Source organism: Paenibacillus sp. FSL R10-2796, assembly GCF_037965315.1.
Lineage (GTDB): Bacteria > Bacillota > Bacilli > Paenibacillales > Paenibacillaceae > Paenibacillus_AQ > Paenibacillus_AQ odorifer.
The window spans coordinates 4,937,804-4,951,194 of the sequence record NZ_CP150178.1; the positions used below are offsets into that span (position 1 = coordinate 4,937,804).

Genomic DNA, 13,391 nt, shown 5'->3' on the forward strand with positions numbered 1-13,391 from the left:
CTGAGAAATGCACAACGCAACGCTGCTATTGGTGGACGACGAAGCCGAGATTATTAAACTAATGCAGATCTATCTGGAGAACGAGGGTTACCGGCTGTTAACTGCCAAAGACGGGCTGGAAGCACTCGAAATTATCAATAGAGAGACTATAGACCTCATGGTTCTTGATATCATGATGCCTAATATGGACGGCATTGAGGCTTGTATTAAAATTCGAGAAACGCAAAAATTTCCGATCATCATGTTATCTGCTAAAGGGCAGGAACTTGATAAAATCACCGGACTTAGCGTAGGTGCAGATGATTATGTTACGAAACCTTTTAGTCCGCTGGAGTTAGTTGCCCGTGTTAAATCCCAGCTGCGCAGAACTCGAAATTACATGGCAGATCTAAACGCCAAACAGGATGAAATCATCATTGATGGCCTGGTTATTAATTCGGTTACGCATGAAGTAAGTGTGGATGATCACCCAGTTAAGCTTACCCCGCGAGAATTTGCGATTCTAGAGCTGCTCGCCCGTAATAAGGGACAAGTTCTAAGCATGGAGCAGATCTACGCCAAAGTATGGAAAGAACAATTCCTGGAAAGCAACAATACACTCATGGTGCATATTCGTAAAATCAGAGAAAAAATAGAAGAAAATCCGCGTAAACCACAATACTTAAAAACGGTATGGGGCGTTGGCTACAAACTGGAAAAGGGAGGTCCTTCTAGTTGAACTTTAAACGATTCGATACCCTATCCTGGAAAATAGTTGGCTTCAGCTTAACGAGCCTAGCACTCACCGCTTTAATCTTAATGGGCGGCTATTATGGCACTTCACTATTGCTGTGGTTAAATCCTTCACGCTCCTTTTGGGGAGTCAGACTCATTCTCTGGGTGATCAATACCATTGGATCGACGCCAGTTGTGATTCTTATAGGGATTCCTTTATTTATTTTTTTCATCCTAAAACTGTCCAGAAATACAACTAAGAATCTTCATAACATTACGAGCGGAGTTCAGGCCATTGCGGATGGCAATTTATCTTTCACGGTGCCGGTAACAGGTACGGATGAACTCGGAAAGCTCGCAGAAAATATGAACACTATGGCTGGCAAGCTAAAATCTGCTATAGAGGAAGAACGAGCCGCTGCAAAAGCCAAAAACGACCTAATCACAGGTGTGTCTCATGACCTCCGAACCCCACTAACCTCTGTTCTCGGATTCCTTGAATATGTGGAGAAGGATCGTTATAAAAATGAGGTTGAACTGCGTTATTATGTGAATATTGCCTATGAGAAATCTCTGACTCTTAAAAAGCTAATCGACGATTTATTTGAATACACTCGCGTCAGCAGCAGCGGATTACCGCTAAATATTGAGCCAGTAGATCTCGGCAAGCTGCTCGAACAGCTGATTGAGGAATTTGCACCCGTACTGGAACAAGCAGATATGAGCTACCGCATTCATACGGATACTGCTCCTCTGATTATCAACGGAGATGCGGACGAGCTGGTGCGATTGTATGAGAACCTATTTACCAATGCCGTAAGATACGGTAAGGAAGGAAAAATTCTAGACATTTCTGTTGTTAGAAAAGACGATAGAATAGTTGCTCTGTGTACGAATTACGGTACTCCTATCCCTGCATCCGACCTCCCCCACTTATTTAAACGCTTTTATCGTGTCGATAAATCCCGTTCCCGAGAGACAGGCGGAAGTGGCTTAGGGCTCGCCATAGCCAAGAGTATTGCAGAGCTTCACGGCGGAACCATTACAGCCAAAAGTACACGCAAACAAACTGAATTTGAAACCTCTTTCCCTGTGAGCGAATGATGCTTGCGGGGATTTTTTGTACAATCTCAACCATTAAGAAAATGATAAGAATTCATAACATAAAGCCTTAAGATCTCTGGCTTATAGTGATTTCATACTAAATCTGCTATAAGTGAGGATTGTTGTTATGCTATTTAATTCGTATCCCTTTATGTTTGGTTTTCTGCCTATCGTGCTGGCCGGATATTTTATTCTGAATCGTCTTCGTCTCACACTCTGTGCTAAGGTATGGCTTACCCTCGCCTCTTTAGTTTTTTACGGGTATTGGAACATAAAATATGTTCCTCTAATCTTGTTATCCATCTTTTTTAACTATGTTATGGGCCATTTCATTCATACCACAACAGCTAAGCGTCGCCGGCCGCTGCTAATCTTTAGCTTAAGCACAAATATTCTATTACTCGGCTATTACAAATACACGGATTTTTTTATAGAAAATTGGAATGAGGTAACCGCAAGCAACCTTTCTCTGCACCATCTTATATTGCCTTTAGGCATAAGTTTCTTTACCTTTACACAAATCGCCTACCTTGTTGATGTTTACCGGAACCAAGCGCGTGAGTACAATCTTTTGAATTACACGCTATTTGTGACTTTTTTCCCGCATCTGATCTCCGGTCCCATCCTTCATCACAAGGATATGATGCCCCAATTCGATAAACTGCGAAATAAGGTTTGGAATTGGAACAACATACGGAAGGGGACCCTCTTCTTCAGCATCGGATTAGGAAAAAAAGTCATCCTAGCGGATACCCTAGCTGGTTATGCTGATAACGGTTTTGCAGCTGCAACATATTTTGTAGATTCATGGGTGGCTATCCTTTCCTATACCTTACAAATCTACTATGATTTCAGCGGCTATACCGATATGGCGATTGGAATAGCACTGCTGTTTAACATCCATCTGCCGCAAAATTTCAATGAACCCTACCGAGCCATAAGCATCCGCGATTTCTGGAGACGCTGGCATATTACGCTCAGCCATTTTCTTAGAGATTATATCTACATTCCACTTGGCGGCAACCGGAAAGGCTTCTGGATTTCGATCCGAAATGTCATTATTACTTTTCTGATCGGTGGTTTCTGGCACGGTGCAGGTTGGCTATTCATCCTGTGGGGGCTCTTGCATGGAGTAGGACAAGCTGTAGAGAAATGTTGGGGACGCTGGGGCTTCTCCCTTCCCAAATGGTTATCATGGTTGCTGACTTTCATATTTGTGAACATCACATGGGTATTTTTCCGTGCAGAACATATATCGCAGGCATTTCGTTTGTTGAAAGGGATGAGTGGGCTTAACGGGGTATCTTTGCAATCTATTGAATCGCTTAAATGGGCAATCATCCTGATTCTCATCTTAATGACGATCATTCTCTGGAATCCCCTTCATCTGTTGAACAAACGTAATTTTCAGTATAGCTGGAAAACAGCATTTGTGATGGCATTTATCATTATGTTCTCGCTGTTATTCTTCAACCGAATTACAACCTTTTTATACTTTAACTTCTAGAACTGTAAGGAGGAATGATGATGCTTGCATCACGGCTTCAAAATAATAACAACCCACGTAAATCCCCCGGGATTCATACTAAATCGAAACGTTTCATAGGTTATTTCCTGCTTTGTTTCAGCTTGTTAGCGCTTCTAACGGCGCTGATTACTGCTTTTATCGACCCATTACAATTCTATCACCGTCCATCGTGGTATACCCCACTCTTGTCAGAAGAAGAACGTTATCAGAATCCAGGTTTAGCTAAAAATTACGACTACGACAATATTATCATCGGCACGTCTATGACAGAGAACTTTCTTCCCTCTCAAGTAGATGCCAGCTTAGGTGGGACAACCTTAAAGTTATCTATGGAAGGATCCACGGTCGATGAGCATTATAAAATTGCCAAACTCGCATTGGAGACAGGCAAAGTAAAACAAGTCCTCTGGGGTTTGGATTATTTCTCTTTGAAACTCGCCACAGCCGAAGATGAGGAAGATTTCCCTGACTATCTGTATGACGGTAAACTGTGGAGCGACTACAAATACTGGTTCAATTCATCTGTATATAAACAATTTTTAAGCAGCATCAAAAATAACCAGAGTGGTGAAGCTAAACAGGATTTGGAATATTTATACAACTGGAATAACAAAGTAGTGTTTGGCAAGCAATACGTTGCAGAATCTTACCTAATGGCTTGTGACAAGGAGCTGGATTACGGTACTAACGAGGAAAGCATTGAGCAAGTAAAGGGCTATTTTAATACGTATATCCGTCCTCTGCTGGAGGAATATCCCGATGTCCAGTTTTATTTCTACTACCCGCCCTACAGCGTTATGCGTCAGGTCGCTTGGTCTGCCAGTAATCCCGTTCGCTTTAACAATCAGCTTGTCATGCGGCAATGGATATTCGAGCAATTTGAACAGTTTCCAAATGTGAAGCTATACGATTTCCAAGCCGAAGCGGATTGGACATTCAATCTAGACCTCTATAAGGATTTAAGCCATCATAATGGTGAGGTTAACACGTGGATAGCAGAAGCTATCGGACAGGACAGTTCTAAATATCGGGTAACTTCCAGCAACATAAAGGCGCTTAATAGCTCGCTGGAATCACAGGCGGAAAGCGCCGTTATGGATAATAACGGAAAAGTTTATCGCAGCAGTGTACAAGTAAATGGATTATCACTAGCACTTAACATCCGTTTAGTGCAAGGAAATAAAGAATTATGGCTGGCCGCCAAAGATATCGGGACAGCCCTGGGTGCATCCATAACGTGGGATGCGGCCACTAAAACTGTATCGCTTACTTCCGCCGAGAACACCGTTACTATGACTGTGGGCAGTGTCAAAGCACTCGTGAACGGGAAAGCTCTCACCATTGATGCTGCGCCGCTACTGGCAGGAGGAAAAGTTTTAGTCCCGCTAGCCTTTGTTGCGGAACAGCTCGGCTGGAATGTCTCAAGTGAAAAGGAAGGTGAATGGCTGCGGTATAACCTAAGCACCTCAGATAACGCCGGTACACTTAAGAATCAGCCATAAAATTTTCAAAAAAAAGCATAAAAGCACCCGGCATTTATCATGCTGGGTGCTTTTGCATAAAAATCTTAAATCACACTAATCTCCGATCACTCTGTCTTACCTCTACGTCTAAATACTCGGTTCATAACAAATCCTATGGTTATCAACCCTATTCCCGACAGATACAGAGGCAAAGGACTGTTCTCACCTGTCTTCGGCAGCTGAGGAGCACCCGAAGTGCTATTGTTCACCGTACCTTTTGGTACTTCTTCAACGTCGATATCAACTTCTCCTAATGGAATTTCTTCTTCGGTAATCTCTTGCTCAGGAGTTCCCTCATCGGTTGATGTCACGGATCCTAGATCGGCCGCATTTCCAGGACCAGCAGGAACAGCTGGATCATTAATAATTACTTCGGGTACGGGCGAGCTTGTAGACGTGGGTACCACCGAACCTCCAGATGTGCTGCTTGTAGGGATTGGTGTAGGTGCTGGCGTTGTTGATGGTGCAGGTGTTACGGTTGGTTCTGGTGTTGTTGTTGGAGCACCGGTTGGTTCTGGCTTTACCGTAGGCGTGGGCTCCACTGCTTTTTGATTCGTAATCACCAGTTGAACCGCTGACGAGGAACGAATCTCCACTGGATGCTCGGATGTATCGAGCACGTAACCATTTGGAGCTGCTGTCTCCACCAATACATAGCTACCCAGCCATATTTTATTAAATGTAGCTGTACCCTCTGCATCTGTAGTTAGACTGTTAATCAGTACACGTTCCGTGCCATTTAGTCGATACAATGCAAAAGTCGCATCACCAAGCGCCTTTAAGTTATCTTCAGCATCTAGCTTCTTAATATTGAGAGTGCCTCTTCCCCCGCTGCCTGTGCCAGAACCGCTGGAGACCCCGACAATAATTTCTTTAGAGGTTTCTTTACTTATTTCACTGCCGTTAAAACCACTGAAATGTACAGTATTTATTACTTTGTCTCCAGTGTTAGCCACAATCAGGGATTGATATTCGAGAATGTAAGCCCTGCTGATTTCATAGGCAAAGCTTAACTCAAAGGATTGTTTTCCATCGGCATCCGTTGTGATAACAACGCTATAATCAATACCCTGAATCAGTTCAGGACCGCTTTTCGTGATATCTCCGTTCACAGCTACAGCCGTAGGATACAGATGGAATGAATTCTGCAGCAAAATTTGATTAGCACTAGGAGTATCTTTGATTAATGCATCCTTTATTGTGGACTGCCCCCGGTTAATTTGCAGGCTCCAGTCAATTTTATCCCCGTTTTGTGTACCGTCCTTCAGCACATAATCCTCTCCAAAAGGAATTTTTACGGAGGCGGTCAAATCTTTGGAAACCACTTTTGCTCCATCATAGAGATTAGCTTTATTATCAACAGTAGTGCCTATTATTTGCCCTTCAAGACTTGTATTAAATTCAATGTAGAAAGCGGAGTTAATCTTATCTGTAAAAATAACTTTTAATTCATTATCGCTATTTACGCTATAGCTATATTTATTAGGATTCACTTCTGTACCCTTGGTAGGGTCACCATTCTTTGCAATATTCATAGTGTAAACTTTTAGTGAACCAGGAACCAAGGTCTGGCCTGATTTTAAAATATCAACAAGCGCCGGAGCTTCGAGGGTTTTGCCGTTATAATTGGCGCCTATCGTCCAAATAATTTTTTTAGTTGAAGCATCGTAGGCTCCCCCTTTAAATCCATTGCTTTTCGCCTCAGGTCTAGGAATGAATAACCCTTCTGCTTCTATCGTGCGTAAGGCTTCAGTACTGTCCATCCAGTCTAACCGAACTTTGTTATTGAAATTTTCAGTTTTAGCCCAAATCCAGTCCTTGTTAAATTCTGTAGAATAGCTAATCGTATAAAGACCAGATACCGGTGAATTAAACACTACCTTGAAGCCTTTATTAGGCTCGACAGGTGAGTTGTACACTAGATCATAGTTATTTGGATTTAAAACATTCCCATTCAGATTTCTAATCACCAGTGATTCTGGAATAAACTTTAGGCCGCCAAATGGGAAGGATTCGGTAACTGTAACATGGCTCATCGGGTAATTATCACTATTCAATGTGACCTTCCAACCCAATGTTTTATTCTGATAATCTACGGTTGATAAAGTCTTATAAAGAATGGAAGACCGGATTAATCGGGTAGCCTGATCACTATACGTACTATCAGATACTGTATTAGTTATGGTGGCATCCTCAAACACGCGTTTTATCGCTTTTGTCTTATATTCGATTCGATATGGTGAAGTAACATCGTGTGCAAATTGCAATACAAATCCAGACTTATGAACGTCTGACGTGGAAACAACCGTGTAGTCAACATCCTTTGTCAAAACCTTGCCTAACGTTGCACCACCGGAAGAATCCAGCTGCACAGCATATACTTTTAGCGAATCGGCTACCAGTTCTTGAGAATCATCGAACAAATCTGTTAACACAGCGTTTCCTTGCGGGATGTTCTTTTCATTGTAGTTATATTCAATTGCCCAGGAAATGATCTGCTTGCCCCCATCATAGCTTGTGGAATACTTTTTCAAGCTTCCTCCACGTTCTACATTTACTGTGGCAGTCGAGCTGGCAGGCTCTTGCCCATTTCCTGAAAAAGTTGCAGTATTGGTGAAGCTTAGCTGATGGTCATTAGTAATCCCTGTGGAATATACAATACGGTAAGCCTCTTTAATCACAGGCTCCGTAAAACGGACAATCAGTGTCCCTCCGGAGAGCTCTGCAGAGTATTTGCTTGTGTCGAGCAATGCTCCTTCCGTTACTGAACCATCCAATTGAATGCTCAGTTGATACACGCTCACTGTGACTGGAGTATTTAATGATAAGCCTGAAGGGATGGGGTCACTCACAATGGCATTCCCCACGGCTTCCAAAGACTTATTGACATCAACAGTCCATAATATTTGGTTCGCATTGAAACCTTCGGCAATACCTCTCTTCTCTATAGTCGATCCAACACTTGGTTTAAAATTTACTGTCACTGTCTGAATACCGCCGCTCACGGGAAATAAAATATTCTGTATAGTACTGCCCGAGATTTGCTGTTTATCGAATTTAGTATTTAACCGCAGCGTTCCCTGCACGTCATCATGCGTTTCTATGTAGTCATTAAAAGTCATTATCACTTCATGTGAAATTTGCCTGACTTCAAAGCTCCCTACATCTCCATCCTCAGAGACCAACGGTCCGTTAAAATCATTAAATAACTGGAACTGTTCTGGAAGCTGAAAAGTAAAAGTGTCACCTTGCTTGTAATTATGATTTTTAGGAAGAGACCAATTATAATCCAAGGTAACATTAGCATCTCGTTCGTATACGCTGTTCGTGACCGTGATTCCATCTGGCCCGTAAACAGCCATTGAAACACTGGTGATGATATTTCTTTCGTCATCAATCGCAGCCGCTTTTACTTGCGGAGCAAATCCGATGCCATAGGCATATTGAGCCACAAGCATCAAAATAATGACCATTACACTTATTTTTTTCTTAAACATGTTCCTGTTGCCTCCATTTTCTTGTTCTAATTGTTTTCCACCCCTGCATGTTCAAAAGCTTCATATGTAATTCCGCGCCCTACGCCCCATCTTATGTTAATATAATGAAAAGTCTTCCTTATGTGGTGGAGTTGACAGAACATATACATATATACCCATTTTATGGATATCTAGAATCAAGATTATTAAAATTCTCAAACTTTATTTTTGATGGATGTTTTCACGTTCAAAGGAGGTTCGTCTATGCAGCTTTCATCTTTTTTTGATCGCCAGCACGCGGAGGATTTCATCATGTTCTCATCTTCGCATTGGGTTGCGCTGTCTATCATTACGTTAAGTTGTCTACTGCTCTATGGCTTACGGTTTGAAATTCGTACAGATTCAAGACTTCGGCAAAGCGTGCGTTTGCTGCTAATCATTCTACTTGTAGTCTCAGAAGCCGGGCTGCAAATGTGGTACATCTCTCAGAACATCTGGCGCTCCAGCTCCTCATTACCGTTCGAGCTCTGTGGAATCACTCTACTGCTGTCTATTATCATGTTAATTTCACGCAGTCGAACCCTTTATTCCTTTCTCTACTTTGCCGGGATCGGCGGAGCATTTATTGCGTTGCTCACCCCTAACCTAGTTTATCCGTTCCCTCATTTCCGCTTTCTCCTGTTTTTTATAGCTCACGGTTCTATTATTCTGGCGTCTCTTTACATGACCTGGATTGAGGGCTACAAGCCGACTTGGAGATCTTTACTCATCACCATGCTCGGCCTCAATATTGTGGCTGCCTGCATCTGGACTGCTAATTACTTCCTAGGCTCAAACTACATGTTCCTATCCCAGAAACCTAGTACCTATTCCGTATTGGATTATTTTGGACCTTATCCTTATTACCTGCTTGTTGAAGAGCTGTTTGCCTTCACTGTGTTTCTAGCTATGTATTTGATATTCTTCTGGCTACCAGAGCGGCGCAATTCACGGCGTAGACAGGTTAGGCGGATTCTTTAACAACACAAAAAAGCCAGCCCCGATATTCGGAGACTGGCTTTTAACTATTAAATCTTAAGCTTCGATGATTTCTACCGAAGTCATTTTGTCGCGTCCTTTGAAAGCATCAACAAGATCCATGCCTTCTACTACTTTACCAAACACAGTGTGTACTCCATCCAAGTGTGGTTGTGGAGCGTAGCAGATGTAGAACTGGCTTCCGCCTGTGTTCTTACCTGCATGTGCCATTGCAAGTGTTCCGCGTTCATGTTTGTTTGGGTTAATTTCGCAGTTGATTGTGTAACCTGGGCCGCCAGAGCCAGTTCCGTTAGGACATCCGCCTTGAGCAACGAAACCAGGGATAACACGGTGGAATGTCAATCCGTTGTAGAAACCTTCTTTTGCCAGCTTTTCAAAGTTGGCTACAGTGTTAGGTGCATCTTGATCGAACAAGTCCAGCAGCACTACGCCGCCATTTTCTAGAGTGATTTTCGCTTGCTTTGCCATATGTAAATGACCCCTTTCAAAATTAACAAATTTAGAATACCTCAATTATATTACTATGAAACCACGCACAAAGCAAAGCAAGCAGGAGACTTTCCTGCTTGCTCTATATGCTGCTCAACTTTACCCACCTTACAGCAGCAGGCTATTACTTAGCAACAACTGTCTGTTTGGCGATACGCTCTGGTACAATATCGTTGGCAATAAGATCCGTATAGCTTTCACGACGCACTACAAGATCGCTTTGTCCGTTCTGTACGAATACTAAAGCCGGACGGCGAAGACGGTTATAGTTGCTGGCCATGGAGTAATTATACGCACCTGTGCAGGCTACAGCCAACAAATCGCCGCTTTCAGCCTTCGGCAGCTCTACATCCCAGATCAACATATCTCCGCTCTCGCAGCATTTACCAGCGATGGAGACAGTCTCAGTTGCGTCTTCGTTAGCACGGTTAGCAAGCAATGCCTCGTATTTAGACTGATACAAAGCAGGGCGTGGATTGTCGGTCATTCCACCATCAACAGCAACGTACTTACGCACGCCAGGAATGTCCTTGTTAGATCCTACAGTGTACAATGTAGTACCTGCATCTCCAACAATACTACGGCCCGGCTCCACCCAAATTTCCGGCAAAGCACTATAAATTCCAGCAAAATGAGTCTTCACTGCATCCGTAATCGCTGCAACATATTCAGAAACATGTAATGGGGTATCTCCCTCGACATAACGAATCCCGAAACCTCCGCCAAGATTGACTACACGGAAGTCCACTTCCAAGCCTTCTTTAACACTGCGGGCAAAAGTTGCCACACGCTCAACAGCTAGCTGGAAACCATCGGTTTCAAAGATCTGCGAACCAATATGGGAATGCACACCAAGCAGCGTGATATTCTTTTTGCTGACTGCTGCTTTCACTGCTTCATAGGCCGATCCATTACCGATATCAAAGCCGAATTTGGAATCTGTCTGGCCCGTTGCGGTATATTCATGAGTATGCGCTTCTACACCTGGTGTCACCCGCAATAAGATGTTTACATTAACTTCTTTACGTGCAGCAATGGACTGCAAAAGGTTAAGCTCTACCAAATTATCGACTACAAAGCAGCCGATTTTGGCATCAATCGCCATTTCGATCTCTTCAGATGTCTTATTGTTGCCATGAAAATGAATACGTTCTGCCGGGAAGCCAGCTTGCAAAGCTGTATATAGTTCGCCGTCGGATACAACATCCAGTGACAAACCTTCTTCATCAGCCAAACGAACCATTGCCATTACTGAAAATGCCTTGCTTGCGTAAGCTACTTGGAAACCAAGGCCGGAGGCTTTAAAAGCATCCATATATTCCCGGCAACGTTGTCTAACCAATTGCTCGTCCAATATATATAGCGGGGTTCCATATTCCGCTTTCAATTCAGTTACATCACATCCGCCGATCTCCAAATGCCCAGCATCGTTAATGCGGCTAGTACCGTGTAGAAACATTCTTTAGTCCTCCAATTTCTGTGGAATATCAAGGTTCCACCCTGTCTTAGTGTATTCAGTATAACAGACAGTGGGAACTCCATTGAATGGACTAATTTGCAGTAGTTTTGTATTTTCCTACGATTGTTACTCATTCTCTTGAGATGGCGGCATTCTGGTATTGTCTCTGGTTTTGTTAAAAGACGGCCTTTCCTTCGAACTTAAGACCGGTTTACGCAATAGAATTTCACTCATTGCCTTTGCATTAAAGGGTATAAACGGCCACATATATGAGGAGTTATAGGACCGATGAGTGGTTAAGAAGATAGTCAGTAACGTCGTGCCAATCATAAAGCCTGGTACCTGGAACGCCGCTACGGAAATTAATAACACAAGCCTGACTATACGGTTCGCCAGACCCAGCTCATAACTCGGAGTCGCGAACATACCGATTGAGGCTACCGCCATATACAGTACTACTTCGTTTACAAACAGACCACTCTGCACCGCTATATCACCAATCAATATGGCTGCAATCAGACCCATCGCTGAGCCTAAAGGTGTTGGAGTATGCACGGCGGCCATCCGCAGTAAATCAACCCCAAGCTCTACAATCAGAAACTGAGCGAGAATAGGAATTCTCGCTGTCTTTTGCGGCCCGATAAAATCCAGCATAGCAGGCTTTAACTCAGGATGGATAACAAGCAGCATCCATAACGGGAGCAGGAACATGGAAGCGAAGATGCCGATGAAACGGACCCACCGCAGATATGTCCCCATAAAAGGAGTCTGGCGATTCTCCTCCGCATGCTGGCAAAGATCAAAAAAGGTAGTCGGAAGAACAATTACAATGGGCGAGGTATCCACGAATAATATGACCCGTCCCTCTAATAAATTGGAGGCTACAACGTCAGGGCGTTCAGAATAACGCACCATAGGATAAGGGTTCCACCCTCCGCCGATAATCGCTTCTTCCAATTGCTTATCCGCCAGTGGAATACCATCGATATCGATGCTGTTGATTTTATCGATGACTGACGTTACTTGCGTTTTATCAACGATATCATCGATGTAAGCCACGCAGACATCTGTCCGTGTCCGCCGTCCCACTTGAAACATTTCAAGCTTCAGCCCCGGATCACGTATCCGTCTTCTTACAAGTGAAATATTACTAAGCAGGGTTTCTGTAAAACCATCGCGCGCACCACGCACCACCCGATCAATCGAGGGTTCATCAGGACTTCGCATGGGGTAAGATCGAGTATCCATTAGGATAACTTTGTTCTCACCCTCAATAAATAGTGCGCTCATTCCTTTTAATACTTTATCGAAACATTCGCTTAATACACTACCCTCTTCAACTTGAATATGAGGGATGTATTCGTTCATAAAGCTACCTAATACACCTGCGGACAAATTTTCTGAAGAAAGGTAGGTTAGTCGTTTCAGAATTTCATCCGTCACATCTTCGTTGGTGAATCCGCTTAAGCAGAGTAAAGCTGTCTTATGTCCCCCAAAGGACATTTCTCTAAACGTCACATCAAAACTTGTTCCCAGCCCCATCACTTCGGTCAGCGTGTTTTTTGTTTCTTGTAGAGAACCTGGGATATGATCATTGCCTTGCCAATAAATAACGGATTCCTTTAATGAGTTAGAATGCTCACTATCGCGTTTGTTTTGTAGCTTATCTTTACTTTTGTTCTGAGACTGCTGCTGCGCCTGCTTCTTTGAAGGCTTCGGTTGAGCTTGAGACTCCTCCCCAGTACCAGCATCGTTACCTGTTCCTCCTGCTGTCTGAGCATTCTGATCCTGTGCCTCATCATCTGATTCTGAATCCTCTGAATCCATACCAAATAACCTGGCAAAAAAACCTTTACTCGGCTCATTTGGCTCCTGATTGCCGAGCTCATCCGATGCTTCTGCATCCTGCTGCCCTGTTCCCTGCTCCGCAGTCGCTTCTGCATCCTGCTGCTCTGTTCCCTGCTCCGCAGTCACTTCTGCATCCTGCTGCTCAGTGCCTAATTCGGCTGATGCCTCTGCATCCTGCTGCTCAGTGCCTAATTCGGCTGATGCCTCTGCAT

The 13,391-nt window shown here is 43.5% G+C and carries 9 protein-coding genes; 5 read left to right on the forward strand and 4 right to left on the reverse strand.

Translation table 11 applies throughout. From position 1 onward, the window contains the following. Positions 1-7 precede the first annotated feature (7 nt). From NST58_RS22455 to NST58_RS22470, 4 genes are all read left to right on the forward strand, one after another. Positions 8-718 (forward strand): response regulator transcription factor, encoded by a 711-nt coding sequence (locus NST58_RS22455; RefSeq protein WP_076127445.1) that lies wholly within the window; start codon positions 8-10, stop codon positions 716-718. After that, positions 715-1,818 carry a HAMP domain-containing sensor histidine kinase gene (locus tag NST58_RS22460; RefSeq protein ID WP_076219854.1) on the forward strand — a complete coding sequence of 368 codons (1,104 nt, stop codon included), beginning with the start codon at positions 715-717 and terminating at the stop codon, positions 1,816-1,818. The genes NST58_RS22455 and NST58_RS22460 overlap by 4 nt, the downstream gene beginning before the upstream one ends. A gap of 127 nt (positions 1,819-1,945) precedes the next feature. Continuing rightward, positions 1,946-3,325: an MBOAT family O-acyltransferase gene (locus NST58_RS22465; RefSeq protein WP_339244240.1), complete on the forward strand. Its 1,380-nt coding sequence runs from the start codon at positions 1,946-1,948 to the stop codon at positions 3,323-3,325. A gap of 14 nt (positions 3,326-3,339) precedes the next feature. Continuing rightward, positions 3,340-4,848, forward strand: coding sequence for a stalk domain-containing protein (locus NST58_RS22470; protein WP_339244242.1), 1,509 nt, complete (start codon positions 3,340-3,342; stop codon positions 4,846-4,848). A gap of 86 nt (positions 4,849-4,934) precedes the next feature. On the opposite strand, the gene NST58_RS22475 is transcribed toward NST58_RS22470, so the two are convergent. After that, a complete protein-coding gene (locus NST58_RS22475) occupies positions 4,935-8,366 on the reverse strand; it encodes a collagen binding domain-containing protein (protein ID WP_339244244.1) in 3,432 nt (1,143 codons plus the stop codon). Between the two features lie 243 nt (positions 8,367-8,609). On the opposite strand from NST58_RS22475, the gene NST58_RS22480 reads away from it, so the two are divergent. Then, a complete protein-coding gene (locus NST58_RS22480) occupies positions 8,610-9,365 on the forward strand; it encodes a TIGR02206 family membrane protein (RefSeq protein WP_076127434.1) in 756 nt (251 codons plus the stop codon). A 54-nt stretch (positions 9,366-9,419) separates the two neighbouring features. Here the strand turns inward: NST58_RS22480 and NST58_RS22485 are convergent, their stop codons facing one another. The 3 genes from NST58_RS22485 to NST58_RS22495 form a co-directional block, all read right to left on the reverse strand. Then, the gene (locus NST58_RS22485) at positions 9,420-9,851 is read right to left on the reverse strand and encodes a peptidylprolyl isomerase (protein WP_036676135.1); all 432 of its coding nucleotides are present in this window, start codon (positions 9,849-9,851) and stop codon (positions 9,420-9,422) included. Positions 9,852-9,996: 145 nt separating this feature from the next. Continuing rightward, entirely contained in the window at positions 9,997-11,331 is a 1,335-nt protein-coding gene (gene lysA, locus NST58_RS22490) for a diaminopimelate decarboxylase (RefSeq protein WP_036676133.1), read from the reverse strand. A gap of 126 nt (positions 11,332-11,457) precedes the next feature. Next, a complete protein-coding gene (locus tag NST58_RS22495) occupies positions 11,458-13,158 on the reverse strand; it encodes a spore germination protein (protein ID WP_076192325.1) in 1,701 nt (566 codons plus the stop codon). Between the last annotated feature and the right edge of the window lie 233 nt (positions 13,159-13,391).

Coding starts and splice junctions, on each gene's coding strand:
- NST58_RS22455 (WP_076127445.1), top strand. CDS start 8: ATGCACAACGCAACGCTGCTATTGGTGGACGACGAAGCCGAGATTATT.
- NST58_RS22495 (WP_076192325.1), bottom strand. CDS start 13,158: ATGGATTCAGAGGATTCAGAATCAGATGATGAGGCACAGGATCAGAAT.
- NST58_RS22475 (WP_339244244.1), bottom strand. CDS start 8,366: ATGTTTAAGAAAAAAATAAGTGTAATGGTCATTATTTTGATGCTTGTG.
- NST58_RS22485 (WP_036676135.1), bottom strand. CDS start 9,851: ATGGCAAAGCAAGCGAAAATCACTCTAGAAAATGGCGGCGTAGTGCTG.
- lysA (WP_036676133.1), bottom strand. CDS start 11,331: ATGTTTCTACACGGTACTAGCCGCATTAACGATGCTGGGCATTTGGAG.
- NST58_RS22470 (WP_339244242.1), top strand. CDS start 3,340: ATGATGATGCTTGCATCACGGCTTCAAAATAATAACAACCCACGTAAA.
- NST58_RS22480 (WP_076127434.1), top strand. CDS start 8,610: ATGCAGCTTTCATCTTTTTTTGATCGCCAGCACGCGGAGGATTTCATC.
- NST58_RS22465 (WP_339244240.1), top strand. CDS start 1,946: ATGCTATTTAATTCGTATCCCTTTATGTTTGGTTTTCTGCCTATCGTG.